Here is a 25,756-nt window from a genome sequence, read left to right as displayed (position 1 = left end):
TAAAAATGTGGCACAGCTCGACCACTGCCATGATTTTGCCGCAAGGCTGACATTTCACCTTTTATCTCAAACTGTTAGGTGATCACGCCAGATTTCGTATCGTCGTCATCTTTTGTTCGCTAAATGGGAACGGAAGAGATAGACGGGCATTGTTTTGCGACGCATCAACCGTTACGTGTCAGGAAAGGTGCGGTGCACAATATTGGTATTGGGCACAATAGAACGTTGGCGGAGTAGCTGAAGTGTCACTTCTGCAGATCTATTGGAGAGCGCTGGGGTATCTGGCTGCCGACAAGAAGCGCGTCGCGCTGATCTGTTCGGCCAACGTCGCTCTTGCAGCCATCGCGATCCTCGAGCCGATCATGTTCGGCCGGGTCATCGACGCGATTTCCGCGCACGGTTCGGTTTTCTCCACGCTCGCAGTGTGGGCCGGCCTCGGCGCCTTCAATGTCATGGCTTTCGTCCTGGTGGCGCGCGGCGCCGACCGGTTCGCGCACGCCCGGCGCAGCGAAGTGCTCTGTCAGTCGTTCGAGCGCGTCATCACCATGCCGCTCGCCTGGCATCATCAGCGTGGCACCTCGAATGCCCTCCACACGCTGCTGCGCGCCGTCGAGACTCTGTTCAGTCTCTGGCTTGAATTCATGCGCCAGCACTTGTCGACCGCTGTCGCGCTCGTTCTGCTGGTTCCGACGGCGCTCAGCATGGATGTGCGCATGTCGATGGTTCTGCTCGTGCTCGGCGTGCTCTACGTCGGCATCGGCCGCCTGGTGATGAAGCGCACCAAGGAAGGCCAAGCCGCGGTCGAGCGTCACTATCACAAGGTGTTCGCGCATGTGACGGACTCGGTGAGCAACGTCGCCGTGCTGCAGAGCTACAATCGTCTCGGCTACGAGGCCGAGGCGCTGCGTGGCTACGTCAAGAACCTGCTCGACGCGCAGAACCCGGTGCTCGACTGGTGGGCTATCGCCAATGCGCTCAATCGGCTGTCGTCGACGATCTCGATGATGGTGGTGCTTCTGATCGGCGCTTACCTGGTCACTCATGGCCAGCTGCGCATCGGTGACGTCATCGCCTTCACCGGCTTCGCCACGCTGCTGATCTCACGGCTCGACCAGATGTCGGCTTTCGCGAACCAGATTTCGGAAGCTCGCGCCAAGCTCGAGGATTTCTACAAGCTCGAGGACTCGGCCGCCGATACCGCCGAGCCGGATGGTCTGCGCGACCTTGCCAACGTCACCGGCCATGTCCGTTTCGAGGATGTCAGCTTCGAGTTCGCCAATTCGGGGCAGGGCGTCAGCGACGTGTCCTTCGAGGTGCAGGCCGGCCAGACCGTCGCGATCGTCGGACCGACGGGTGCGGGCAAGACCACGCTCATCAACTTGCTGCAGCGCGTCTTCTCGCCGTCCAGTGGCCGTATCCTGATCGACGGCATCGATACCCGCACGGTGACCCGCAAGTCGCTGCGCCATTCGATCGCCACCGTGTTCCAGGACGCCGGGCTTTTGAACCGCTCGATCGAGGACAACATCCGCGTCGGCCGCGCCGATGCGACCAACGACGAGATCCATGCCGCCGCCACCGCGGCCGCGGCGCAGGATTTCATCCTAGCCAAGAGCAATGGCTACGACACGGTGGTCGGCGAACGTGGCGGCCAGCTCTCGGGCGGCGAGCGCCAGCGCATCGCCATTGCCCGTGCCGTGCTGAAGGATGCCCCGATCCTGGTGCTCGACGAGGCGACCAGCGCACTCGACGTCGAGACCGAGGACCGCGTCAAGGAAGCGATCGACGAATTGCGCCGCGACCGCACCACTTTCATCATCGCCCACCGCCTGACCACCGTCCGCGACGCCGATCTGGTCGTGTTCATGGACAAGGGCAGGGTGGTCGAGATGGGTGGCTTTGCCGAACTGTCGCTGCGCAACGGCCGCTTCGCCAGCCTGCTGCGCGCCGGCGGCCTGCTCAACGACGAGGAAGTCCGGCGCCTCAGCCGGTCGGTGCAGGGCGAGGCCGCCTGAGCCGTTACGGTTCCGCCTTCTCCCGAACGGGAGGAGGCAAGACCGGACCTGCGACACCGCCGCTCGATTGCCCTGAAGGCGCCGGCGGTCTATGTAAAGTCGTATGAGTGACACCACCTCACGCTTGGGCGGCTTGACCGATCTCGCCAATCCAACGCGGTTCGTCGGGCTTGCGGACAAGCTTGTGCCGTGGCTGGCGGCGCTCGCCGCGCTCACCCTCGCGATTGGCCTCTATATGAGCTTCACCGCGCCCGAGGATTTCCAGCAGGGTATCACCGTTCGCATCATGTACATCCACGTGCCTTTCGCCTGGCTCGCCATGATGTGCTACACGCTGATGGCGGTCTCCGCGCTTGGCACGCTGGTCTGGCGCCATCCGCTGGCCGATGTCGCGCTGAAATCGGCCGCACCCATTGGAGCGGTGTTCACCGCGCTGGCGCTGATCACCGGTTCGATCTGGGGCAAGCCGATGTGGGGCACCTGGTGGGTCTGGGACGCCCGCCTGACTTCCGTCTTCGTGCTGTTCCTGATGTATCTCGGCATCATTGCGCTGACCCGTGCGCTGGATGATGCCAGCCGCGCCGCCTGGGCCGCCGCTATCATCACGCTGGTTGGCTTCATCAATATCCCGATCATCAAATTCTCGGTCGACTGGTGGAACACGCTGCACCAGCCTGCCTCGGTGTTCCGGCTCGGCGGCCCTACCATCGACCCGAGCCTGCTCTGGCCTCTGCTGGTGATGGCTTTCGGCTTTACCGTGCTGTTCTTCGCGCTGCACCTGATGGCAATGCGCACCGAAATCCGCCGCCGCCGGGTGATAGCCATGCGGCGGGTGGCGGCGCGGCAGGCGGAGCGTCCGGTCTAAAACCTCATGTCATCAGCCCGCGAGCCGCCACTGGCAGCGTTTCGAGAACCTTCTCGCCGTCTATCAGATTGACCTCGTTGAACAGGTTGGTGACGACGCAGCAGTGGTCCGGCACCACGCGCACGCGTTCGCCAATGCGCAGCCTGCCGTCGCCGGAAAGCGTGACCGTGCCGTGCTCCTCGCTCAGGCCCGTCACCAGTGCTCCGGGGACGCCCATCAACTCTCCAAAATCCTTTAGCCCTAGCGTATCGCTGGACAGGGCCTTGCTGCCGCTATCGAGAATGGCGCGCGTCGCTGTCGGATGGCTGACCACGGTTGCGAGCACCGTCAGCGCGCAATCGTCCAAGGTGCCGACGCCTTTGGCGACCTGGTAGCGATCGAGATAGATGTAGGTTCCCGGGCGATACTCCGTGACGACGGATGCATCGCCGGAGCGCCACATATCAGGCGTGCCGCCGCTCGAGATGCGCTCGCAGGCAAGCCCCGAAGCAGCCAGCGCCTGCTTGGCGGTGGCGAGCCAGGCTTCCGCTTCAGCCGCGCGGCCGGCGGCCGGATAGGTCATCAGTCCGCCGAAGGTGAGGCCACCTGCCTTGTCGATCACCCTTGCCAGCGCTACCGCTTCATTGGCTGTCTGCACGCCGCAGCGACCCATGCCGGTATCGCATTCGACCAGCACGGGCAGAGGATGGCCGGCATCGGTGAAAGCTGCCGCGAGCCCTTCCAGCGTGTCCATGCTGTCGGCCGTCACCGACAGGGTCACGCGGCCATGCAGCGCCTTCAGCCGCTCGAGCTTGGCGCGTCCCAGGATGTTGTAGGGAAGAAAGATATCGGTCAGCCCGGCGTCGGCCATTACCTCGGCCTCGCCGATCTTCTGGCACGTGATGCCGACGGCACCTGCCGCCATTTGCTTCTTCGCCCAATAAGGCAGCTTGTGCGTCTTGATGTGCGGCCTGAGCTTCAGTCCGCTCTTGTCGGCATGAGCCTGTGCACGAGCAATGTTGGCTTCGGCGCGTGCGACGTCGATCAGGATCGAAGGCGTATCGAGGTCATGGATGGTCGGCATCGGCTATCCCTGTGCAATTCGCAAGGGTTATGAGCCTCAAAGCACGCGATGTCACGCGGCCAGCGGGCCGCGATCTGTTGGCCATGACTGGCACGCGCAAGGCTCGAACAGACAGGGCTCGAACAGGCAAGGTGGATCGACACCGCACCGGCGTTCGGCTATGCGATTGTCGGAAAAATCGACACGAGGGTCATCATCATGAAACGCTCCGCCATCAACGACATCATCCGCGAAGCCGACGCTTTCATCCGCTCGTTCGGCTATATCATGCCGCCCTTCGCCTACTGGTCGCCGGAAGAGATGAAGGCGCGCCAGGTCGATTCCTCGGCCATCTTCACCTCGCGGCTCGGCTGGGACATCACCGACTACGGCCAGGGCAAGTTCGACGATCTCGGCCTGTTCCTGTTCACCGTTCGCAACGGCCGCTACGAGGACATGAAGAAGGGCATGGGCATGCTCTATGCCGAGAAGATCATGATTTCGCGCAAGGAGCAGATGTCGCCGATGCACCGGCACAACATCAAGGCCGAGGACATCATCAACCGCGGCGGCGGCAAGCTGGTGCTGGAATTGTTCATGCATGACCGCGACGGCGGCATCGACCCCAAGGCCGAGGTATCGGTGCCGGTCGACGGAACCATCCACAGGCTGCCGGCGGGCGGACTGCTGAAGCTCGATCCGGGCCAAAGCGTCACGCTCTTGCCCGGCGTCTGGCACGCCTTCTGGGCCGAGGGCAAGGATGTCCTGATCGGCGAGGTGTCGACCGTCAATGACGATCGCACGGACAACGTCTTCCGCGAGCCGATCGGCCGTTTCGCCGATATCGAGGAAGACACACCGCCGTTGCATCTATTGGTGGCCGACTATGACAAATGGCTGGGCTGACGGCATCCGTCCTCAACCCGCTTTGACCCCGATTTGCGGGGCCAGCACCCAAGCCCGAGGAGAAATAAGTCTTGAAATCAGCTCTGGTTCTAGCCATTGCCGCCTTGGCGGCGCTCAGTTTCGGTATGCCGGTCCAAGCGGCGGGCTTCACCAATATCGTCCTTTCCGCGACGAAGGACGGGGGAACGCCTCAGAGCAACTTCCCTGTCGAGACACCGGTGATCTACGTCTCGGCTGACCTTGTGGATATCGCGCCAACCTCGAAAATCACATTCTCCTGGGTTTCGGTTGATTCCCACGGCGCCGCGCCGGAAAACTATACGATCGACAAGGTCGACCTCGACGTAGGAGCCAACAATCAGGCTGATTCACAACTCACCAAACCAACGGCGGGATGGCCGGAGGGCACCTATCGGGTTGATTTGGCCATTGATGGAACGGTTGCTGAATCAGTGCCCTTCAGCATTCCATGATTGAACTGCCCGGGAAGGGCGCGATGGGCATCAATGACAACAGCTGAGTGCCGATTGCACGCCCGTCCGGCACAGGCACGATGAGCTGATCGGCACATCGGCCTTGGCCAGCGCCGTGGCGAGTTTAGCCTGCAGTACAGGCAGCTCTTGGCTCTCGCCGCGCCGCCCCAAACATTCCACCAGCCCGTGCAGCGCCCAGACATTGTCCGGGTGCTGGGCGCAGCGCTGCACATTGCCGCTCAGGCCGAGATCGTCGCGATAGACCTGCTCGGCCTCTTGCGCGTGGCCCTGGTCGAGAAGCAGCGCCGCCAGCGCATGGCGCGGCGGGTGCATCCATGCCCAGGGCTCGGTGTAGGACAGATTGTCGTCCAGCTCGACCGCTTGCCTGAGATGGCCATAGGCCTGCTCGTGCCGGCCCTGATGGTAGGCAAGCTCGCCGTCGAGCAAGGCGGCACCGACGGCGAGCGAGGCGCGGGCCGGGTTGCTGAGAAAACGCCGCTCGGCTGGAATGCCTTCGAGATGCTGGTGGAAGCGTTCACGCTCGCGCTCGGCGTCGGTGAATTGCCTCAGCGTCGCATGCGCCACGCCCTTGGCGTAATGCTGCATGGCCGCCGTCAGCACATAGAGGCCGGGCTCTTCGGTTGCCGGCTCGTCGATGATTTCCCGCCAGCGACCGAAGCGCACCAGCACGTGCGATTTCATCGCATGATAACCTTCCACGGTCCGGGTGAGTTTGGGCCGATCCTGGATGGCGACCACGTCACGCGTCACCAAGCTGCGCACCTTGTCGGCGGCCCACAGCGCCGCCTGGTACTGGCCCGACAACATGCAGGTGAACATCATCAGGTGCAGATCGTGGCAGCAGCCGAGCAGATAATAGGTCGGCTCATTGGCGTAGGCGAGATAAAGGTCGTTGGCCCGAACCGCCTTTTCGCTGGCGAGCTTCGCCTTCTCATACTCGCCGCACAGCACATAGATATGCCCCGGCATGTGGTTCATGTGCCCGGCATCGGGGCACATCTCGCCGAGCAGATCGGCCGAGCGCATGCCGCGTTCCGGGATGGTGGACATTTCCAGCAGATGGATGTGCAGATGGACGATCGCCGGATGCTGGGCGATGCCGGCCTCGTCAGCGAGCCGGATCGATCGCTCGCAAACCTCCAGCGCCTCGACGGCGTCGGAATTCGGCGCCGGTTCACCGGTCTTGAGATTCCACAGGCGCCGCACGGTGCGCATCATCAGCGCCTCGACGAGAAGCGCCATCACATCATGATCGTCGGGAAAATTCTGATAGACCCGCCGCATCGCGGCGGCATGGGCGTCGTCCCATTGCTCGAATTCCTGTGGCGTCACCCAGTGCGGTTTCCGGAAGCGGCAGGCCAACGCCTCGATCAATTGTCTTTCGACCTCGCTGGCTGCAGTCGCACTGGCGCGCGCGAGCTGGACATGCTCGAAGCAACGCTTCGTCGCGCTGTTTGCCTCGGCCTCGCCATGCTCTTTCCAGGTCAGATTGTAGAAAGGCCCGGCTGCATAGGTGATGCCCCAATGAACCATCGGGCAGTCCGGATCGGTCTCCAGCGCCATCTCAAAGCACTTGATGCCTTCCTCATGGTTGAAGCCGTAGCACCAGTTAAGACCGATATCGAACCAGCGCTGGGTCTCGGTGGAGCGGGTGGAGATCGGGCGGCGGTAGGCGCCGAGATTGAAGCGATCCATGGGGTCTCATTCAAGTCTGGTTCGCCACGAGCCAAGCCCTGGCCAGATTCTTCGCGATCAATGTGTTCCGAAATTCGTAGCCGTGGCAAACCCCATGGTTTTGGGGTGAATGTGAAGAGCGGCAGCGCGCCGTCCTAGTCGGTTGCTTCGGGCGCCGCTTCGTCTTGCCAGCCGCCTAACTCCGGCAGGTCGTCAAGCCAACTTTTCTCGGTCATCACGGCATCGCCGGCCCGCGGGGCGGCCTCGGTGGCGTTTTGAATCAGCCAGTCCACCCACTTCCGATAGGCAACCGGGTCCATCTGGGGCGGCAGCACCTTGGCCTTGAGCAGCATCCTCTTGCGGAAGCTGGTTTGCCTGCGCAGTTTGGTCGTCGTGAACTTGATAGCCTTGCCTTGGTATTCAACCGTCCAGCGGTCGCCCTCATGACCGACAAGCCTGTCTATGGCGAAACCGGCATCGACCGGTCTCTCCCGCCAGGGAAGCTCGATGGCGTTCCTCCTCAGATCGAGAGCCCATCGCCTGTAGTTGGCCCCGGGACGCTGGGGCGGCAGCACGCCGGCCTGTTCGAGCATCTTCCGTCGGAAGGTAGGCTGCTTCTTGAGCTGGCCGGTCGTCAGCTCGATGCGATGTCCACGGAATTCGACATGCCAGCGGATCCTCCCATTGCCGACATACTTCACCAGCCTGTCGATAAAGAACTCGCCATCGGCAAGCATCACGCAGCCTTGGCTGATGCTTTCGACGATGAACTCGGTGTCAGTGACCATCAGGCGGCCTTATGCAGGATTCGTTCGCGAAGCGTAGCGACCGCGATGTGCCGGATTTATGCACCAGAAAAGTGTTCCGGTTCCGATTTTCGCTAAGTGACCATTTTCATTGAAAAATGCTTGGCTGGGGTTCCTGGAAGCTTTTCGAACTTTCTGGGTCGCGCCTCAGCCTGAATTGCGGTGCTTATGGACAAAGTAGGATACTAGATTCGGGTTTGTGAGGCATCGACTTCCTGGCGCGTTTGCCCACCTCATGTGCACGTCCGGAGGTATCCACCTAAGGTTTGGTGGCCAATGCGGAACTTTTGGCAGGCCGAGAGCTTCTCCAAGCTCGAGACCACAGGAGGAACGAGTGGCCAATCTTGGAAGACTTGCGATCGCTATGCTGGGGGTCTTGGCTTATCAAAACCGCGACACGATCGCAGAGATGATCCGTGGAGCGGGAGAGCGCGATGCAAACAATCCGCAAGGGGGGATACTGGACCAGGTGTCCAGGGGCGTTGCCGGCACCGCGCTTGGCGATATTCTCGACCGTTTTAAAAATGCAGGTGCTGGCCCGAAGGTGGACTCCTGGGTTGGCACCGAGCCGAACGAGCCGATCGAGCCTCATGAGGTGGAAAAGGCTATTGACGCGCAGACGCTGGAGGCACTTTCAACGCAGACTGGCCTCTCGCGCGAGGAGCTCATTGCGAGGATCACCAGGGATCTGCCGGACGCCGTTAACCAGATGACCCCAAACGGCAAGCTGCCAGCAGATCACCGAACGAACGACTCGGTCGAGCCGACCCTACTAGACGACGTGCCACGGACCGGGAGCGGGACGCCGAAGCAATAGGAACAGGCTATGAGATATGGTCCCCATATTCTGCTGAGTTTACTTGTCACCATGGTGCCCACGTCGCTGCTCGGTGCTCAGGGATGGCAGGGCTTCGGGATCAAACATCTCGGCTTCGTGTTCGATGTTCCCCCGGGGTTTGTACTAACCCAGCGCTCCGACCAAGGGGCAGCCTTCGAGGGCAAAAACAAAGCGTTTCTCGCAGTATGGGGGGCGCAACTCGGCAAGGCGAGTTTTCGCACCGAGATAGAGCATCGCATGGCAGTGAATGAGCACGACGGCTGGAGGTTGACCTATAAGCGGGTGACGCCGCAATGGGCCAGCTATTCTGGGCTGAAGGACGGTCAGATACTGTATGTCCGGGCCGTCAAAGTATGCGACGGCCGCGCGGCATTGTTTACGGCCACCTATAGTCGTGACGAAAAGCTCCCCTACGATCCCATTGTCGTTCGCATGGTAAAATCGCTAAGGGCCGATGGTTGTTAACCAAGCTGTATACGACCCGGCTGGATGGCGCTGCTTGCATGTCCTGCTGGTAGGGCATCGCATCGATCTCCAGAGGCCAGTCCGATCAAAGCGACGTCAACGGTTCTACGCCTCCTGGTTGTCCACGCTTGAGAGTCACGGCCCTGGACGCGACCGCTCGCCGGCGAGGCCCTTCGCTGCCGGCATCCGTCGAGACGGGTACGCTTGAGCACGGCATCGAAGCTCCAGGAACAAAGTGGTTCCGCTAATGTTGGGAGAAAAATTAGCGGAGACTAATATGAAATTCTTACCCGTTCTGGAACCGTGCGACACATGGGCGGTATTCGACACCACGAGCGACGAACCGGCCGAGTTTGCAGGTGAGTGCCTCATTGGTCTGACAAAGGCCGCCGCTATTTGGCTCTCGGCAAGAGCCAGCGACGATGAAAGAAGAAACCGTTGCCGGCATGCATCGAGCATCAGCGTACTGGGTAGCGGTGGGTTTCTTCAGCAGCAACCGCGTGAACAGTCGTGGGGGTGATGAGTGACGAGGCCATGGCCGCCGTATTGGCCTCACGCGATGATGAAGTGCAGGTCCTCGGTGTATTCGACGCAGCGAACAAGAAAGAAGCCGCCCTTGAACTTCGCCGTCTTGGAGGCAGTTCACTTTTTGGCCAACGCGTCGGTATTGGGCTACGACGTTCGTTCTGCGATAATCTTTCATGGAGTTGCGGGAGCGCCAAACTTGAGGGCGAAACAATGTGAGCAACTTTGGGCGAAACACGGCGCGCTGCTGGTAAAGTCGGACTGCAGTTCTTGAGGGGCGGCTTGTCGGTGACAGACTGGCCCGACTGTGTCTGCGAGTCCTAACGGCTGGCCCGGCCTCGCTCGATCAGACTGCTTTACGGATGACCGCCTTGAACGGATCCATGTGAGGACATCTGGCCGGATGCCCCGATCAACTTGACCTCAGGTCACTGGATGGGCGATCGGGAACCGGCAGCGGCTCGGGGGAGAACGCGCCGACGGCCGTGTTGCCTCTCCCCAAAGCGCCTCATGGCGCCTGTGGTGTTCGCCAAACTCCGAGTCGCTTTTTGACTAGCCGGATTTCAAGCTAAGACACTAGCCAATCACGGCATTTCTTCACGACCGCCAGAGCCATGCGAGAAGGACTGGATTTCATCCATGTCGATCTTCCCGTCACCGTTCTGGTCGATTGCAGAGAAGATCCGGCCGACAGCCTCCTGGACCTCGTTCTCGGACAGCGATCCGTCACCATCCGTGTCCAGAAGCGCCAGTACAAGTCGCATCCCGGTGCCGTGCATCATGCGAGGACCATGATTTCCGACCATTCCATGCTCACCGGCTGGACCGCCATTGCGGTGCCGCTGCCAACCGTCTCGATGACGGGAAGCTTCCTCTTGACGGTTGTCACCCTCCTCTTGCCGATTGTTACCTTCGTTAGAGCTCCGATCCTGTTGCATTCTCTCCTGGACGGCTTCCTCAATCATCTGGCGAATCATTTCATGCGTCGGCCCACCCGCCTGTCCGTTCACATCCGGCAGTTGCCCAGCTCCGGGCTGTTGGGTCGCCGGGGTTGGTGCAGGTGTTCCGTTCGTCTGGGCGAGCGCAGGGAAGGCCGCGAACATCAAAGCGGCGGCCGCGGTGGTCGTGCAGCGTGGAAATCTCATGACATGCTCCATTGGTTGGTCGTGGTCTGCCTCAAGCTGATTGGCTGGCCCCCAACTTGGAGTTCATTCCGATTGTTCCTCCCTGGAGATCGGGTCACGATGAAGTTACACGACCATGGAGGATGGGCTTCAACATACTGTGCCGACAGCAGCCGCACGTCATGGCCACGTGCAGTCAATTCTCGCCCAACGATGCGATGAGCTGCAGGCTTCGATCCCGACCAAGCAGCGTGGCAGGCTCTCGAAGAATGGCAGCACGCGCCCACGCGTCAGCTTCTTGCGAACGACAATGTCACCTCGTGGACTTGCAGAATCGGCAGCTGCAACGGCCTCATGCGAACCGACCGGGGCGAAATCATCCGTAGGACATCCAGTTTGGCTGGGGAACCTGGATCTTCGGTAATCCGGCCGACGATGTGGTGACGCTGGAACCCTAACCGGCCGGATCCTCGACGCCGACCAGAAGCTCGCGCTCACCACGGCGGGCTTTTCATTGCCTCGCCGTTCCCGTCATGCTCGACCGGACCAAGGCGCTGCACGAAACCGAGAATTCATAATCTTGTTGCAGCGTAGGGAATGAACAAGAAAACGAAGATCATTTCTTATGCCGTGGTGCTGGCGTGCCTCGCCTTCGCAAGCTGGCGGCTTATTTTGCTTGTCTCGGCCGGCCAGTGGAAGGGAAGATTCGGCGGCTGGAGAGAATGTGAAACGTTTTGGTGCTATTCGACGGGCATGTTGTCTTATGCGAGCGTGGTTGCGTTCTGCCTCATCGCGCTCTACCTGTTGCGCTACCGCGAAAACTATGTCGCGAAGCTCTATCGAGACTACCACGAAATGAAGGGAAAGGGCTGATGCCCCGCGTGAGACATCCATTTGGGGTGTAACACCTAGCAATTTCTAATGTTCGCTAAGCAGCTGAAAAACAATGATCAAAGAGGTGTGGCTGGGGAACCTGGATTCGAACCAGGACTAACGGAGTCAGAGTCCGTGGGTCTACCGTTAACCTATTCCCCAGCAGGCGTGACTATCACTGTAAAAAGTGAAAACCGCGCGGGCTGAGCGGCTGAGCCGCTTGAGCGCTGCCTTGTAGCCGCCAGTGGAAAATAGTCAAGTCTGCTTTGCGGTTCAATTGCCAGGTTTCATCACCGGTTCCGAACACCAGCTTTTCCCGTGGCGTGCGAATCTCCAAGCCTCAGCTCTCCTTGCGGCTGAACTGCGAGCGTTCGAAGAACAGCACGATGCCCAGGCCCAGAAACAGCGGAACGATGAGATAAAACAGCCGGAACACCAGCAGCGCCGCCACCACGCCGACCGGATCCATCTCGGAAAGCCCGGCCAGGAACACCACCTCGAACACGCCGAGGCCGCCTGGCGCGTGCGAGATCTGGGCGACCGAGAAGGAGACCAGGAAGACGCCCAGCACGACGAAATAGCCGGGATTGTGCACCTCGGGCAGGGCGAAGAAGATGATCGCCGCGGCCGCGAGCAGCTCGATCGGGCCGATCAGCAACTGCCTGGCGACGATCGGCAGCGCCGGATAGTGCAACTGAAACCCGGCGATCCTCAGCGGGCGCAGGTGCAGCCAACTGCCGAATACATAGGCTGCGATGAGGACCAGCATCGCAATGCCTGCCGCCTCCGACAGGCCGTGATGGGCAATGCCGGAAAAGCGGTCGATGATCCGCGGCTCGAACACCAGCACAAGGCCGGAGGCGAGTAACGTCGACAGCACGAAGGTTATCCAGCAGATCGCCACCAGCACGCCGACTTCCTGGCCGGTCAGCCCCCTTGTGCCGTAGGCACGGTAGCGAATGACGGCGCCGGAGAACACCGAGCCGCCGATATTGTGCGACAGCGCGTAGGTGGTGAAGGAGCAGAGTGTCACGAACAGCCACGACACCTTTTTGCCAATATGCAGCAGCGCGATGTGATCGTAGCCGGCTAGCGCGGCATAGGCGACGACTGAGCTCAAGCCCGCCAGCATCCAGCCACGAGTTGGAATGGCCGCCAGCCCATCCCAGACGTCGTCGAGCGAGATGCCGCGCAATTCATGCCAGAGCAGCAGCAGCGAGAAGATCACCGCGCCGATGCCGACGACCGGCCAGAAATAGCGTTTCCAGTTCATTGCCCGACTGCCATGCGTTGCGTATCCGCTTCCTTTCCGTCGAGAGGCCGTCCGCCCTGGATTCCCCATTCATTTCAGAGATGCCTCATTGAAGCCGGCTATTCAACCGCGAACACTTGTCGCGCCTGACGCCGTCCCTGTTTGCCGCGCGCCGCGACGGTGTTTCGCTACTAGCCCAGCCTTGCCGGTACATTACGCCAGGGCAAAAACAAGCCCGCGCACCCGGTCGGCAAAATTCAGCGTGCGGCTCTTGGTGATCGGGCACGGCACTGTTAGTCTGGCGACAACTTGAAACATGCCAAAGCGCCTGCTGCGTCCTTCACCGGTTCGCGCGGCGCCGGAAGGAACGACAGTGGAAGACCGCGACACCGGCGCAGGCGCGCCGGAGGTGGGCGCGTCCAGCGCTTCCCTGGGGCCATCAGGCCCGGGGACAGCCGGTTGGCAGCAACGCCGCCCGACGGAGCCTCGCTCCGTGAATGGGCAGGCTGGCGACGCGACCCAGAAGGGCAAGCCCAAGAAACGGCGCAAGCGAAGGCGTGGACGCAAGGTTTTTGCGCGTGACGAGGCGCGCCCAGGGGACAATCAATCGCCGGTGCAAGGCAAGGCTCATGTTGCGGTGGTGGATTTGAAGCCTGTTGCCGCGGCGACAATCTCGCCCGCCGCTTCATTGCCTCGCCCCGAACAAGGCCACCGCCGGCCGCCGGTGCACGAGCTTCCCGTCTTCGCCGCGCTGGACCTCGGCACCAACAATTGCCGGCTGCTGGTCGCCGTTCCCACGCGTCATGGCCAGTTTCGCGTCATCGATGCCTTCTCGCGCATCGTCAGGCTGGGCGAGGGGCTCACCGCCAATGGCCGGCTCGGTCAGCCGGCGATGGACCGCGCGGTCGAGGCGCTGAAGGTCTGCGGCGATAAATTGCGCGGCCGCAAGATCAGGAAAGCAAGGCTGATCGCCACCGAAGCCTGCCGAACAGCCGAAAACGGCGTGGAGTTCCTCGATCGCGTCGAACGCGAAGCCGGCCTGAAGCTCGAGATCATCGACCGCCAGACCGAAGCCCGTCTCGCGGTTTCCGGCTGCGGTTCGCTGGTCGAGCGTGACACGCAGGGCGTCGTCCTGTTCGACATCGGCGGCGGGTCTTCCGAGATCGCGCTGATCGATCTCACCGGCCGCCGTTCGCCGCGGCTGGCCAATCACATCGTCTCGTGGACGTCGCTGCCGGTCGGTGTCGTCTCGTTGGCGGAACGCTTTGGCGGCCGCACCGTGACGCGCGAGATATTCACCGCCATGGTCGACGACGTCGCCGGCAGGCTGGCCGCTTTCGATGGCCGCGATCGGTTGAGCCATCTCAAGGCCAGCCCGAATTTCCATCTGCTGGGCACTTCGGGCACGGTGACGACGCTGGCCGGCGTCCATCTCGACCTCGAACGCTACGACCGCCGACGGGTCGACGGCCTATGGATGGACCGCGACAGCGTCGACCGCATGGTGGAGAAACTGGTCGGCTGGGACTTCCAGCAGCGCTGCGCCAACCCCTGCATCGGCGCCGACCGCGCCGATCTCGTGCTGGCCGGTTGTGCTATCCTCGAAGCGATCCGCGCCGTCTGGCCCTCGGAGAGGCTGCGCGTCGCCGACCGGGGCTTGCGCGAAGGAATATTGAGTGAGCTGATGGCCGATGACGGCGTCTGGCGCAATGACGGGCGTGCTAGGGCATCATGATCATGCTCAAACAAGAAATCAGGCAATGACGAAGAAACCGGAAAAGCCAGGGTCCGCCAGCATTCGCGTGCTGAAGACGCGGATCAAGAAGAAAAGCGGTCTGAAGGAATCGTCGCGCCGCTGGCTGCAGCGCCACATCAACGATCCGTATGTCCAGCGCTCCAAGGCCGACGGCTATCGCTCGCGCGCGGCCTACAAGCTGATCGAGATCGACGACAAGCACCATCTCTTGAAGCCCGGCATGAAGGTGATCGATCTGGGTGCCGCCCCTGGCGGCTGGTGCCAGGTCGCGGCCGCGCGCACGAAATCGACGGCTGAAAACCCGCATGTCATCGGCATCGATTATCTCGAAATGGACGCCGTGCCCGGTGCGCCGGTGCTGCTAATGGATTTCCTGGACGCCGACGCGCCGCAAAGGCTGGCCGAAGCGCTGGGCGGGGACCCGGATGTCGTGCTGTCCGACATGGCGGCGCCGACCACCGGCCACAAGCGGACCGACCATATCCGCACCATGCATCTGTGCGAGGTGGCGGCCGATTTCGCGTTGTCGGTCCTCAAGCCGGGCGGCCATTTCCTCGCCAAGACCTTCCAGGGCGGCGCCGAAAATGAGTTGCTCTCGATGCTCAAGAAGAATTTCCGCTCCGTCCATCACGTCAAGCCGCCGGCCTCACGCGATGAATCAGTGGAGCTCTATCTGTTGGCCAAGGATTTTAAGGGGCGAGAGTCCGGTCCGCCGCCAGGCGGATCGGAACGTCCAGTGGACGTTCCGAAGGACTCGAGCGCCCCGAGCCATAGCGAAGGGCCGGGGGACGCCGACGGCTGAAAGGCCAGCTCCCCGCCGGTCCGCCGCCAGGCGGAGCGGAACGTCCAGTGGACGTTCCGAAGGACTCGAGCGCCCGGAGCCATGGCGAAGGGCCGGGGACGCCGCGGCTGATCGCTCTACGGCGACTTTGCCTCACTCTCCCGGCGATCTGACGGGTTCCAGCGTCTTCGGCGTCGTCAGCCGGCCATGGCCGGAGACGGCGTTACCGGCGTCGGGCGCCATCCGCATGAACGACAGCGACGCCGCCGCCGACACCGCCGCCACGATGAAGAAGGCGGTATGGAAGTCGCGCAGCGTCAGCGGGCCGCCATGGATCGAGGTCGAGACTTCCAGAATGCCGCCGGCGAGCGCCACGCCGAGCGCGATCGAGAGCTGCTGGAACACCGCCGTGATCGGCGTTGCCTTGCTGGTATCCTCGGCCGACACCTCGGCATAGGAGAGCGCGTTGACGCCGGTGAAGAACATCGAGCGGATGAAGCCGCCGACCAGCAATATGGCCAGCATCAGCGCATAAGGTGTTTCAGGGGTGAAGAGGCCGTAGATGGCGATCGATGCGGCAGCGACTAGCGAGCCGACGATCAGCACGCGGCGAAAGCCGACAACGCGGAAGATCAGCGCGGTGACGAATTTCATGCCGATGGCGCCGATCGCCGAGACAAAGGTGATCATGCCGGACTGGAATGGTGTCAGCCCGAAACCGATCTGGAACATCAGCGGCAAAAGGAACGGCACGGCGCCGATGCCGATGCGAAACAGCGAGCCGCCAAGCACCGACGACCGGAACACCTGGTTACGGAAGAGTTCGAGCGCCAGCAGCGGATTTTTGGCGCGGCGCGCATGCATGAGATAGAGCGCGCCCGACAGCAGTCCCACGGCGATCGTGATGAAGCCGGTCGCCGGCGGCAGATAAGGCAGGCTGACCACCGACAGGCCAAAGACGACGCCTGAAGCGGCCAGCCCGCTCAGGACGAAACCGACGAAATCGAGCGGCGGCGTCTCGGTTGCCTCGGTTTCCGGCAGGAAGCGAGTGGCAAGCCAAATGCCGATCAGGCCGATCGGGACGTTGATCAGAAAGATCCAGTGCCAGGTGAAGTAGGTGGTGATGAAGCCGCCGATCGGCGGACCCACCAGCGGCCCGACCAGCGCGGGAACGGTCAGCCACGACATGGCGGCGACCAGTTCGCTCTTGGGCGTGGCGCGCACCAGAACCAGGCGCCCGACCGGGGTCATCATGGCGCCGCCAATGCCTTGCAGGAAACGCGCGACTACGAAGGCGGGCAGCGAACCGGAGAGGGCGCACGCCACCGAACCGGCAATGAACACTGCAATCGCGGCACGAAAGATGGTCTTGGCGCCGAAGCGGTCGGCCATCCAGCCGCTGATTGGAATGAAGATCGCCAGCGACACCAGATAGGCCGTCAGCGCCAGTTTGAGCGCGATCGGGCTGGTGTGGATGTCGATGGCGATCGCCGGCAGCGATGTCGCGATGACGGTCGAATCCATGTTTTCCATGAAGAGAGCGACCGCCAATATGAGCGGAATGGTGCGGTTCACAAGACGCGTCCGGACTGATTCTCTGTCGTCGGCTGAGGCAAGCCGGCACGCAGGGCGGTTATCACGGCCAGAGGGTGATGTCGTGTTAAATTGCTGTCACTTTTGTGCGACTGCAAGGATGCGGCCTTTCGCTTTGGCATGCCCCATGCCGGCAGAGATCCCTGCCAGGCAAGGGACACCTTGCATGGAACGACACACATCATTATTGTAGTGAATATAACTACTATGGGGACATTGCCATGGAAAAAGGTGTTTCGGCGGCCGATGCCAATCGCAGGTTTTCTCTCCTACTGCGCGGCGTTCGCGAAGGACAAAGCTACGTGGTGACCAGTCACGGGCGTCCGGTCGCTCGGATCGTGCCCGCGGATCATCAGGAGGGTGTGGCTGCCCGATCGCGCGCGGCGTTGTTGTCGCGCCTTGAGCGCCAGCCTGTCATGAATGCCGGGCAGTGGACGCGCGATGAGCTTTATGAGGACGAGCATTGAAGATCGCGCTCGATACGAATATCCTTGCTTACGCGGAAGGGGTGAACGGTGCGGAGAAGCGCGACATCGTTCTCGAATTGCTGCGCGATCTCCGGCAAGATGACGCGGTTATTCCTGTTCAGGTTCTTGGTGAACTCTTCAACGTTTTGGTCCGCAAAGCAGGAAGACCGCCCCTGGAGGCACGGGATGCCCTTCTGAGCTGGAGCGACGCATTTTCCGTTGCCGCGACGACGCAGGACGTGATGATGATGGCCGCTGATCTGGCTACCGATCATCGACTCAGCATTTGGGACTCGGTCATTCTCTCCACGGCCTCGCAAGCTGGCTGTCGGCTGCTGGTCTCGGAAGATCTGCAAGACGGCTTCACATGGGGCGCGGTCACTGTCGTCAGTCCTTTCGCAGCGCCGCGTCACCCATTGCTTGATGCTCTAGCGGGGAAGTCTGGCGACTAGAACGCGGAACGACGCAACGATCGGCTTTTCATCCGTCCCGCGACGTGTTACCAGCCACCGCCAATCCTGAAAGGGAATAACGAGTCGGCGCTGTCCATTCTGGTCCAGCGCTTTTTCGCATTCAAAGGGCTGGCCATGGCAAAAATCATCGAAACGTCCACCGGCGCACTGGCGCTGACCTTTGACGACGTGCTTTTGCAGCCCGGTCATTCCGAGGTGATGCCCGGCCAGACCGACATCCGCACCCGCATCGCCGGCGACATCGATCTCAACGTGCCGATCCTGTCGGCGGCGATGGACACGGTCACCGAGGCAAGGCTTGCCATCGCCATGGCGCAGGCCGGCGGCATCGGCGTCATCCATCGCAATTTCTCGCCCGCCGAACAGGCCGAGCAGGTGCGGCAGGTCAAGAAATTCGAATCCGGCATGGTGGTCAACCCGGTCACGATCGGACCCGACGCCACGCTCGCCGACGCATTGTCGCTGATGCGCACCTATTCGATCTCGGGCATTCCGGTGGTCGAGAATGGCGGCGCCGGTGGCCACAAGACCGGCCGGCTGGTCGGCATCCTGACCAACCGCGATGTGCGCTTCGCTTCCGATCCGGCGCAAAAGGTCTACGAATTGATGACCCGTGAGAACCTGATCACGGTCAAGGAGAACGTCGACCAGGACGAGGCCAAGCGGCTTCTGCACCAGCACCGCATCGAGAAGCTGGTGGTGGTCGACAAAACGGGCAATTGCGTCGGGCTGATCACCGTCAAGGACATCGAGAAGTCGCAACTCAACCCGCACGCCACCAAGGATGCGCAGGGGCGCCTGCGCGCCGCGGCCGCCACCAGCGTCGGTGATGACGGCTTCGAGCGCGCCGAGCGTCTTATCGAGGCCGGCGTCGATCTTTTGGTGATCGACACAGCGCATGGCCACTCGCAGCGCGTGCTGGACGCGGTGACGCGGGCGAAGAAGCTTTCCAATTCCGTGCGAATCCTGGCCGGCAACGTCGCCACCGCGGAAGGCACACGGGCGCTGATCGACGCCGGCGCCGACGCCGTCAAGGTCGGCATTGGTCCGGGCTCCATCTGCACCACCCGCATTGTGGCCGGGGTCGGCGTTCCCCAGCTTTCGGCCATCATGTCGGCGGTCGAGACAGCGCACAAATCAGGCGCCTCGGTGATCGCCGACGGCGGCATCAAATATTCCGGCGATCTCGCCAAGGCACTCGCCGCCGGCGCCAGCGCCGCCATGATCGGCTCGCTGCTTGCCGGAACCGACGAAAGCCCGGGCGAGGTCTATCTGCACCAGGGCCGCTCCTTCAAGGCCTATCGCGGCATGGGCTCGGTCGGCGCCATGGCGCGGGGCTCCGCCGATCGCTACTTCCAGGCCGAGGTGCGCGACACGCTGAAACTGGTGCCGGAAGGCATTGAAGGGCAGGTTCCCTATAAAGGACCTGTGTCTGGCGTGCTGCACCAGCTTGCGGGCGGGCTGAAAGCCGCTATGGGTTATGTTGGTGGCCGCGACCTTGCCGATTTCCGCGACCGCGCCACCTTTGTGCGCATATCCAACGCCGGACTTCGTGAAAGCCACGCCCATGACGTCACGATTACCCGCGAAAGCCCCAACTATCCCGGCGGAGCCTGATTCTTCCGGGCTTTGGGCGAACTTGACCGCCATGGTGCTGCGCTTGTCGCGCCATGCCGGGGCGCTCTGCTTCCTCTCGGTGGCGGTTTTTGTCGCCATGACGGGGATGGAGTTCTTCTATTTTCGTCGACTGAGCGGGGGCCTGGCTTCGCTCGACATGCGTTATTTCGGATTCACGCCCGACGAAGGCATGGCCTGGCTGACGGCGCTTGGCCGGCGCGGCAGCGAGATCATCCTGGTCTGGCACTACCTGACCTTCGATCTTCTGTTTCCGACGCTGTTGTCGCTGACGCTGGTCAGCCTGATCCTGGCAACTGGCCGGCGCCTGAAGAATTTCCGCGTGCTGCCGGCGCAGATGCAGGCGGTCTTCGCGCTGATCCTGGTGCTGCCCTATACGCTCGCCGACTACGCCCAGAACATCGCCGTGGCGCGCCTTCTGTCCGATTTCCTCTACGCCAACCCGGACTCGCTGTCCGTTGCCTCGGCGCTGATCGTCACCAAATTCGCGCTTCTCGCCGTCCCGGTCATCGTCATTGCCGCTTTCTGGCTGGCAGGCCAAAGACGTCGGAGTTGAAGCGGAGCAGGGCAGGGGCGGCTTCATGAACCAGACCACGATCTTCTGGCCTGTGCTGGCTCATGTGCTGCTGATCTACATCGTCTATATCGTCATGGGCCGGCGCCGCTATGTTGCTGTCAAGTCGGGTGAAGCCAAGGTCGGCCAGTACAAGGTTCGTTCGACCGAGCCGGCCTCTACTGTCACCGTCGCGAACAATTTGATCAACCAATTCGAACTGCCGGTGCTTTTCTACGTGCTGTGCCTGACACTGCACATGACCAACGGCGTCAATTACATCACCCTCGCACTGATGTGGATTTTTGTCGCGTCGCGCTATTTTCACGCCTGGTTTCACCTGACCAGCAACAAGCTGCTGGTGCGCAACCGCTCCTTCGTGTTGGGCGCGGTGGTGCTGGCGCTGGGCTGGATCTGGCTGGCCCTGCACTTGCTCGCAATCGTATGAGCTGCGCCTAATCACCTTCTCGAAAAAGGAAGAGGAAAGGCCGGCGCCTATAGATCGAACACCGCGATCTTGCGATTGTCGAACTTGATGCCGATCTCGCCGCGTACCAGCTTCAGCGCGTGTTCGCCGAACACGGCGCGCCGCCATCCTTGCAGCGCGGGCACATCGGCATCCTCGCCCTCGGCGGCGATGCGATCGATGTCATCGCTGGAGGCCAGCACCTTCGAGGCGACGCCCTGTTTTTCGGCGACGATCCTGAGCAGGACCTTCAACAGTTCCGCGGCCGCATTCGAGCCCTCGGGCGGCTGGAAGTTTTTCGGCAGTTTCGGCATCTGCTCCTTGGGCAGGGCGAGCGCGGTGTTGACCGCGCCGAGCAATGCCGTCGCTGTCGAGGAGCGTTCCCAGCCTTTTGGCGTGGTGCGCAGCTTGGCAAGGGCTGCCGCATCGCGCGGTCCTTGTTGTGCGATCTCGTAGATCGCGTCGTCCTTGAGCACACGGCCGCGCGGCACGTCGCGCTCGCGCGCCTCGCGTTCACGCCATGCCGCCACGGCCTGCACGATCGCCAGTTCCTGGGGCTTGCGAAGCCGCATCTTCAGCCGCTTCCAGGCATTCTCGGGGTGCGGATCGTAGGTCTCGCGCGAGGTCAGGACATCCATCTCCTCATTCAGCCAGTGGGCGCGGTTTTCCCGCGCCAGCTCGGCGTTGAGGTGCTGATAGACCTCGATCAGATGGGTGACGTCGGCCAGCGCGTAATCGAGCTGCTTGTCGGACAGCGGCCGATGGCGCCAGTCGGTGAAGCGCGACGACTTGTCGAGGCGCGCCCCGGTGATGCGCTGTACCAGCTGATCGTAGGAAACGCTGTCGCCGAAGCCGCAGACCATCGCCGCCACCTGGGTATCGAACACCGGGTGCGGAACGAGGTCGCCGAGATGGACGATGATTTCGATGTCTTGGCGTGCCGCATGGAAGACTTTGACCACCGCTTCGTTGGCCATCAGCCTGAAGAAGGGTGCCAGATCGATATCGGGCGACAGCGGATCGATCAGCGCCGTTACGCCGGGAGCGGCCATCTGGATGAGGCACAGGATAGGCCAGAAGGTCGTTTCACGGATGAATTCGGTGTCGACGGTGACGAAATCCGACTTTTCGAAAGCGGCGAGAACGGTCTCGAGTTCTTTCTGGGTGGTGATGACGTGCATCAAATCGCTTTTGGCAGGAGTAGGGTCTTCCTAGATTTCAGCCGGGAGGGCTTTCGTCAAGCTGTGGCGCCACCGTCACGGTCCTTCCGGACTGTCTGGATCGCTATTTCTCCTCGCCAGCCGTGCGAAAATGGTCGACGTGCGCAACAGCGCCGTGAAGCGGCTGCGCTTGCCTGCCGGTACTCCAGAGCGTGCCTGCATGCGGTAGAGGATGACGGCGATGAAGATCGCGTAGACCACGGCGCTGAAGACGAACAGCGCGCTTGGCCCGAAATACTGCATCGCGGTCGAGGCCGCGAAAGGGCCGCCAATAGCGCCGAAGGAATAGAACAGCATCAGGGCGGCGTTGATCAGCACGAACTCGCCGGCATCCGCGCGGTCGTTGGAATGTGCCGCCGACAGCGAATAGAGCGGCATGGCGAAACAGCCGAAGATAAAGATGATGATGAAGTTGAGCAGCGGGTTGCTGCCGGCGATGAACACCAGCGCCAGAGCCGAAAGCATCGCGCAGCAGGTCGTCATCAGCAGCACCCGGCGCCGATCCCAGCGGTCGGAGAGGTAACCGAGCGGATACTGGATGATGGCGCCGCCGAAAATGCCGACGCTGACGAAGGTGACGACATCGCCGACCGACATGCCGATCTGCTCCGCATAGACCGGCGACAAGGTGCGAAAGGCACTGTTGGTGACGCCGACGGCGATGCAGCCAAAGCAGCCCAGAGGCGAAATCCGCCAGACGCGGGCCAGATCGAGCTTGACCTCTTCCGGCGGCGTCGGGTTGGAGCGGTCGCCGAGCGAGACGGGCACCAACGAGAGCGTGATCATGATCGACATGATTGCGAAGATGGCGAAGCCACCGGCGCCGAAGACGGGAATCAGGAACTGGGCTGATGTCACCGATCCGGTATCGACCATCCGGTAGATCGCCAGCACGCGGGCGCGGTCGCGGTTGGTGACGCCGGAATTCAGCCAGCTTTCGACGATGGTGAACAATCCGGCGAAACAGAAGCCGCCGGCAAAGCGCACCGCGCACCACATCACCGGATCGAGAACCAGCACGAGCAGCAAGGTGCCGACGGAGGCGATCGCCGCCAGCGCCGAAAACGCCCTGATATGGCCCACCGCCTTCATGATGCGGGTGATGGCCAGGCAGCCGAGCAGGAAGCCGGCGAAATAGAAGGTGCCCATCAGGCCAATGTCGGAAGCCGAAAACCCTTCCTGCGCGCCACGCAGCGCGATCAGCGTGCTCTGCAGCCCATTGCCGCCGAGGAGGATGCCTGCGGCGAGAAGAAGCGGGATCAGGGGACGGATGGAGGACATAAGGAATACAGCCGCTCATCGTTGATCCTTTTTGGACCATCGTCTCCGTCGATGCCAGCGGCATTTGCCAATGAAAAGGCAGCAAGGCCTCGGCCCGAATTCAGCTCGGCGGATGAAACAGATGTCGATGGCGACCGGCAGCGCCGGTTAATCGGTCAGAGTATCAATCGACCCGCTCAAATGTGTCTAGGCTGGTCCCGAAGGCGCGCCATGTTCCAACCGTGGTCAACTTTGCGGGCTCACCCTCGGCATCGGCTGAAAGAGCCAGGCCAGCCACCGTGTGCCACAACATCTCGATCTTGCCGTCTCGAAAAATGCCGGTATAGCTGACCGCCGCCGGCCCCGTCTTTCCTGACGCCGCGGAAGTAAAGCCGATCACATCCCCATGAGCGGCCCCGTGAAGAGGCACTTCCATCCCGGAAAAGCTGCTGTCGGGCAACGCTGTCTTGAAGACACCGCGGATCAAACCCTCACTATCGTCCTCAATAATTACAACCGAACCGTATTGATTGCGCCAAGTGCCCGCCAGGAAAACATGCTTGCCTCCTCTCAGTCCATCATGCGCTAACGCGACAGGCGGTTCACCGTTCCGCCACATGACCGACCATAAATTGAAAGCCGAAGTTCCAAGCTGAGAGATCGCCCCTCCGTCCCTTTGCCTTGACAAACCATGCCTCTCATGCGCTTTTCGCGCAAATTTTGGGCTGGGCTGCGATGCTTTGGCCCGCAACTCACAATCCCGGACTTTTATCCATGACCATGCACCGTTACCGCAGCCATACCTGTGCCCAGTTGCGAAAGAGCGACGTCGGCAATTCCGTTCGCCTGTCGGGCTGGGTGCATCGCGTGCGCGACCATGGCGGCCTGCTGTTCATCGACCTGCGCGACCATTACGGCCTGACCCAGATCGTCGCCGATCCCGATTCGCCCGCCTTCAAGGTCGCCGAGACCTTGCGCGGCGAGTGGGTGATCCGCGTCGACGGCGAGGTCAAGGCGCGTTTGCCCGAGACCACGAACGCCAATTTGCCGACCGGCGAGATCGAGATTTTCGCCCGCGAGATCGAGGTGTTGTCGGCGGCCAAGGAATTGCCGCTGCCGGTGTTCGGCGAGCCCGATTATCCCGAGGACATCAGGCTGAAATACCGCTTCCTCGACCTGCGCCGCGAGACACTGCACAAGAACATCGTGGCGCGCACGAGGATCATCGCCGAGATGCGCAAGCGCATGGGCGAGGTCGGCTTCACCGAATTCTCGACGCCGATCTTGACCGCCTCGTCGCCGGAAGGCGCGCGCGACTTCCTGGTGCCGTCGCGCATCCATCCCGGCACCTTCTACGCGCTGCCGCAGGCGCCGCAGCAATACAAGCAGCTGATCATGGTGTCGGGCTTCGACCGCTACTTCCAGATCGCGCCCTGCTTCCGTGACGAGGACCCGCGCGCCGACCGCCTACCCGGCGAATTCTACCAGCTCGACCTCGAAATGAGTTTCGTCGAGCAGGACGACGTGCTGTCGACCATGGAACCGGTGATGCGCGGCGTCTTCGAGACCTTCGCCAACGGCAAGCCGGTGACGCAGAAATTCCAGCGCATCCCCTATGATGTCGCCATGCGCAAATACGGCTCCGACAAGCCGGACTTGCGCAACCCGATCGAGATGCAAGCCGTCTCCGACCATTTTCGCGATTCCGGCTTCAAGGTGTTCGCCAACATCCTGGCCAACGATCCGAAGGCCGAGGTGTGGGGCATTCCGGCAAAGACCGGCGGCAGCCGCGCCTTTTGCGACCGCATGAATAGCTGGGCGCAAGGCGAGGGCCAGCCGGGCCTGGGCTACATCTTCTGGCGCAAGGAAGGCGACAAGCTCGAAGGCGCCGGCCCGCTCGCCAAGAACATCGGCGAGGAACGTACCGAGGCGATCCGCTTGCAACTCGGTCTTGCCGACGGCGACGCCGCTTTCTTTGTCGCCGGTGATCCGAAGAAGTTCGTGTCGTTCGCCGGCGCGGCGCGCACCCGTGCCGGCGAGGAGCTGAACCTCGTCGACCGCGAACGCTTCGAACTGTGCTGGATCGTGGACTTCCCGTTCTTCGAATGGAACGAGGAGGAGAAGAAGATCGACTTCGCCCACAACCCGTTCTCGATGCCGCAGGGTGGCATCGATGCGCTGAACGGCGAGGATCTGCTCGGCATCAAGGCCTTCCAGTACGACATGGTCTGCAACGGTTTCGAGATCGCCAGTGGCGGTATCCGCAACCATCTGCCCGAAACCATGGTCAAGGCGTTCGAGACGGTCGGGCTCGACCGCGCCACGGTCGAGGAGCGCTTTGGCGGCCTCTACCGTGCCTTCCAGTATGGCGCGCCGCCGCATGGCGGCATGGCCGCCGGCGTCGACCGCGTCGTCATGCTGCTGGTCGGCGCGAAGAACCTGCGCGAAATCACCATGTTCCCGATGAACCAGCAGGCTTACGACCTGTTGATGAACGCGCCGTCGGAAGCCTCGCCGCAGCAGCTTCGCGAACTGGCGCTGCGGGTAGCGCCGACCAAGAAGGACTGACGGGTGCAACTGCCCTTTCTCCCCGTCACTATACGGGGAGAAATGTCCGGCAGGACAATGAGGGGCAGCGCGGATGCTGGGGATTTGCGAGCGATCGTAGCAGCC

At 62.0% G+C, this 25,756-nt stretch carries 26 protein-coding genes and 1 tRNA gene; 16 read left to right on the top strand and 11 right to left on the bottom strand.

The genetic code is table 11. The annotated features are described in order from the left end of the window. Positions 1-242 precede the first annotated feature (242 nt). Positions 243-2,015 carry a glucan ABC transporter ATP-binding protein/ permease gene (locus FJ950_RS13255; protein ID WP_015318303.1) on the top strand — a complete coding sequence of 591 codons (1,773 nt, stop codon included), beginning with the start codon at positions 243-245 and terminating at the stop codon, positions 2,013-2,015. Between the two features lie 103 nt (positions 2,016-2,118). Next, positions 2,119-2,880, top strand: coding sequence for a heme ABC transporter permease (locus FJ950_RS13250; protein ID WP_140617101.1), 762 nt, complete (start codon positions 2,119-2,121; stop codon positions 2,878-2,880). A gap of 4 nt (positions 2,881-2,884) precedes the next feature. Here the strand turns inward: FJ950_RS13250 and FJ950_RS13245 are convergent, their stop codons facing one another. Continuing rightward, on the bottom strand, positions 2,885-3,943 hold the full coding sequence (locus FJ950_RS13245) for a D-TA family PLP-dependent enzyme (RefSeq protein ID WP_140617100.1): 1,059 nt from the start codon (positions 3,941-3,943) through the stop codon (positions 2,885-2,887). 198 nt (positions 3,944-4,141) lie between these two features. On the opposite strand from FJ950_RS13245, the gene FJ950_RS13240 reads away from it, so the two are divergent. Further along, positions 4,142-4,828, top strand: a complete 687-nt coding sequence (locus FJ950_RS13240) for a D-lyxose/D-mannose family sugar isomerase (RefSeq protein ID WP_015318300.1) — start codon at positions 4,142-4,144, stop codon at positions 4,826-4,828. A 71-nt stretch (positions 4,829-4,899) separates the two neighbouring features. Further along, complete coding sequence (locus FJ950_RS13235) at positions 4,900-5,301, top strand: hypothetical protein (protein WP_140617099.1); 402 nt, start codon at positions 4,900-4,902, stop codon at positions 5,299-5,301. A gap of 30 nt (positions 5,302-5,331) precedes the next feature. On the opposite strand, the gene FJ950_RS13230 is transcribed toward FJ950_RS13235, so the two are convergent. Both FJ950_RS13230 and FJ950_RS13225 read right to left on the bottom strand, forming a co-directional pair. Beyond that, the gene (locus tag FJ950_RS13230) at positions 5,332-7,017 is read right to left on the bottom strand and encodes a hypothetical protein (RefSeq protein WP_140617098.1); all 1,686 of its coding nucleotides are present in this window, start codon (positions 7,015-7,017) and stop codon (positions 5,332-5,334) included. Positions 7,018-7,151: 134 nt separating this feature from the next. Beyond that, complete coding sequence (locus FJ950_RS13225; protein ID WP_140617097.1) at positions 7,152-7,784, bottom strand: hypothetical protein; 633 nt, start codon at positions 7,782-7,784, stop codon at positions 7,152-7,154. A 352-nt stretch (positions 7,785-8,136) separates the two neighbouring features. On the opposite strand from FJ950_RS13225, the gene FJ950_RS13220 reads away from it, so the two are divergent. The 3 genes from FJ950_RS13220 (at position 8,137) to FJ950_RS13210 (ending at position 9,849) form a co-directional block, all read left to right on the top strand. Further along, positions 8,137-8,619 carry a YidB family protein gene (locus FJ950_RS13220; protein ID WP_140617096.1) on the top strand — a complete coding sequence of 161 codons (483 nt, stop codon included), beginning with the start codon at positions 8,137-8,139 and terminating at the stop codon, positions 8,617-8,619. A 9-nt stretch (positions 8,620-8,628) separates the two neighbouring features. After that, positions 8,629-9,105 (top strand): hypothetical protein, encoded by a 477-nt coding sequence (locus FJ950_RS13215; protein WP_140617095.1) that lies wholly within the window; start codon positions 8,629-8,631, stop codon positions 9,103-9,105. 519 nt (positions 9,106-9,624) lie between these two features. Then, a complete protein-coding gene (locus tag FJ950_RS13210; protein ID WP_140617094.1) occupies positions 9,625-9,849 on the top strand; it encodes a hypothetical protein in 225 nt (74 codons plus the stop codon). A 365-nt stretch (positions 9,850-10,214) separates the two neighbouring features. Here FJ950_RS13210 and FJ950_RS13205 read toward each other — a convergent pair whose 3' ends face one another. Beyond that, positions 10,215-10,775 (bottom strand): EF-hand domain-containing protein, encoded by a 561-nt coding sequence (locus FJ950_RS13205; RefSeq protein WP_140617093.1) that lies wholly within the window; start codon positions 10,773-10,775, stop codon positions 10,215-10,217. A gap of 576 nt (positions 10,776-11,351) precedes the next feature. Between FJ950_RS13205 and FJ950_RS13195 the strand changes: the two genes are divergently transcribed. Beyond that, the gene (locus FJ950_RS13195; protein WP_140617092.1) at positions 11,352-11,627 is read left to right on the top strand and encodes a hypothetical protein; all 276 of its coding nucleotides are present in this window, start codon (positions 11,352-11,354) and stop codon (positions 11,625-11,627) included. 88 nt (positions 11,628-11,715) lie between these two features. On the opposite strand, the gene FJ950_RS13190 is transcribed toward FJ950_RS13195, so the two are convergent. The 3 genes from FJ950_RS13190 to FJ950_RS13185 form a co-directional block, all read right to left on the bottom strand. Further along, a tRNA-Gln gene (locus FJ950_RS13190) sits at positions 11,716-11,789 on the bottom strand. A gap of 13 nt (positions 11,790-11,802) precedes the next feature. Further along, positions 11,803-11,964, bottom strand: coding sequence for a hypothetical protein (locus FJ950_RS29505; RefSeq protein ID WP_181171197.1), 162 nt, complete (start codon positions 11,962-11,964; stop codon positions 11,803-11,805). Between the two features lie 3 nt (positions 11,965-11,967). Next, positions 11,968-12,900 (bottom strand): lysylphosphatidylglycerol synthase domain-containing protein, encoded by a 933-nt coding sequence (locus tag FJ950_RS13185; protein WP_140617091.1) that lies wholly within the window; start codon positions 12,898-12,900, stop codon positions 11,968-11,970. Between the two features lie 352 nt (positions 12,901-13,252). Here FJ950_RS13185 and FJ950_RS13180 point away from each other — a divergent pair, with 352 nt between their 5' ends. Then, complete coding sequence (locus tag FJ950_RS13180) at positions 13,253-14,614, top strand: Ppx/GppA phosphatase family protein (protein ID WP_140617255.1); 1,362 nt, start codon at positions 13,253-13,255, stop codon at positions 14,612-14,614. Between the two features lie 25 nt (positions 14,615-14,639). Next, positions 14,640-15,437 carry an RlmE family RNA methyltransferase gene (locus tag FJ950_RS13175; RefSeq protein ID WP_015318290.1) on the top strand — a complete coding sequence of 266 codons (798 nt, stop codon included), beginning with the start codon at positions 14,640-14,642 and terminating at the stop codon, positions 15,435-15,437. Between the two features lie 132 nt (positions 15,438-15,569). Here FJ950_RS13175 and FJ950_RS13170 read toward each other — a convergent pair whose 3' ends face one another. After that, entirely contained in the window at positions 15,570-16,991 is a 1,422-nt protein-coding gene (locus FJ950_RS13170; RefSeq protein WP_140617090.1) for an MFS transporter, read from the bottom strand. Positions 16,992-17,230: 239 nt separating this feature from the next. Between FJ950_RS13170 and FJ950_RS13165 the strand changes: the two genes are divergently transcribed. From FJ950_RS13165 to FJ950_RS13145, 5 genes are all read left to right on the top strand, one after another. After that, on the top strand, positions 17,231-17,476 hold the full coding sequence (locus FJ950_RS13165) for a type II toxin-antitoxin system prevent-host-death family antitoxin (protein ID WP_140617089.1): 246 nt from the start codon (positions 17,231-17,233) through the stop codon (positions 17,474-17,476). Next, a complete protein-coding gene (locus tag FJ950_RS13160; protein ID WP_140617088.1) occupies positions 17,473-17,928 on the top strand; it encodes a PIN domain-containing protein in 456 nt (151 codons plus the stop codon). The genes FJ950_RS13165 and FJ950_RS13160 overlap by 4 nt, the downstream gene beginning before the upstream one ends. Positions 17,929-18,063: 135 nt before the next feature. After that, positions 18,064-19,566 (top strand): IMP dehydrogenase, encoded by a 1,503-nt coding sequence (gene guaB, locus FJ950_RS13155; protein ID WP_015318286.1) that lies wholly within the window; start codon positions 18,064-18,066, stop codon positions 19,564-19,566. Positions 19,567-19,597: 31 nt separating this feature from the next. Beyond that, positions 19,598-20,140 carry a hypothetical protein gene (locus tag FJ950_RS13150; RefSeq protein ID WP_181171195.1) on the top strand — a complete coding sequence of 181 codons (543 nt, stop codon included), beginning with the start codon at positions 19,598-19,600 and terminating at the stop codon, positions 20,138-20,140. A gap of 25 nt (positions 20,141-20,165) precedes the next feature. Beyond that, complete coding sequence (locus tag FJ950_RS13145; RefSeq protein WP_140617086.1) at positions 20,166-20,585, top strand: MAPEG family protein; 420 nt, start codon at positions 20,166-20,168, stop codon at positions 20,583-20,585. Between the two features lie 47 nt (positions 20,586-20,632). On the opposite strand, the gene rnd is transcribed toward FJ950_RS13145, so the two are convergent. From rnd to FJ950_RS13130, 3 genes are all read right to left on the bottom strand, one after another. After that, entirely contained in the window at positions 20,633-21,784 is a 1,152-nt protein-coding gene (rnd, locus tag FJ950_RS13140) for a ribonuclease D (protein WP_140617085.1), read from the bottom strand. A 75-nt stretch (positions 21,785-21,859) separates the two neighbouring features. Continuing rightward, positions 21,860-23,104 (bottom strand): MFS transporter, encoded by a 1,245-nt coding sequence (locus tag FJ950_RS13135; protein ID WP_140617084.1) that lies wholly within the window; start codon positions 23,102-23,104, stop codon positions 21,860-21,862. Between the two features lie 163 nt (positions 23,105-23,267). Beyond that, on the bottom strand, positions 23,268-23,834 hold the full coding sequence (locus FJ950_RS13130; protein WP_224642249.1) for an avidin/streptavidin family protein: 567 nt from the start codon (positions 23,832-23,834) through the stop codon (positions 23,268-23,270). Between the two features lie 29 nt (positions 23,835-23,863). Between FJ950_RS13130 and aspS the strand changes: the two genes are divergently transcribed. Next, entirely contained in the window at positions 23,864-25,651 is a 1,788-nt protein-coding gene (gene aspS / locus FJ950_RS13125) for an aspartate--tRNA ligase (RefSeq protein WP_181171233.1), read from the top strand. Positions 25,652-25,756: the final 105 nt, after the last annotated feature.

It is taken from the genome of Mesorhizobium sp. B2-3-14 (genome assembly GCF_006442175.1).
GTDB classification, from domain to species: Bacteria; Pseudomonadota; Alphaproteobacteria; order Rhizobiales; family Rhizobiaceae; genus Mesorhizobium; species Mesorhizobium australicum.
The sequence above is the reverse complement of the archived record's forward strand: the minus strand, read 5'-3'. Positions and strand labels throughout refer to the sequence as shown.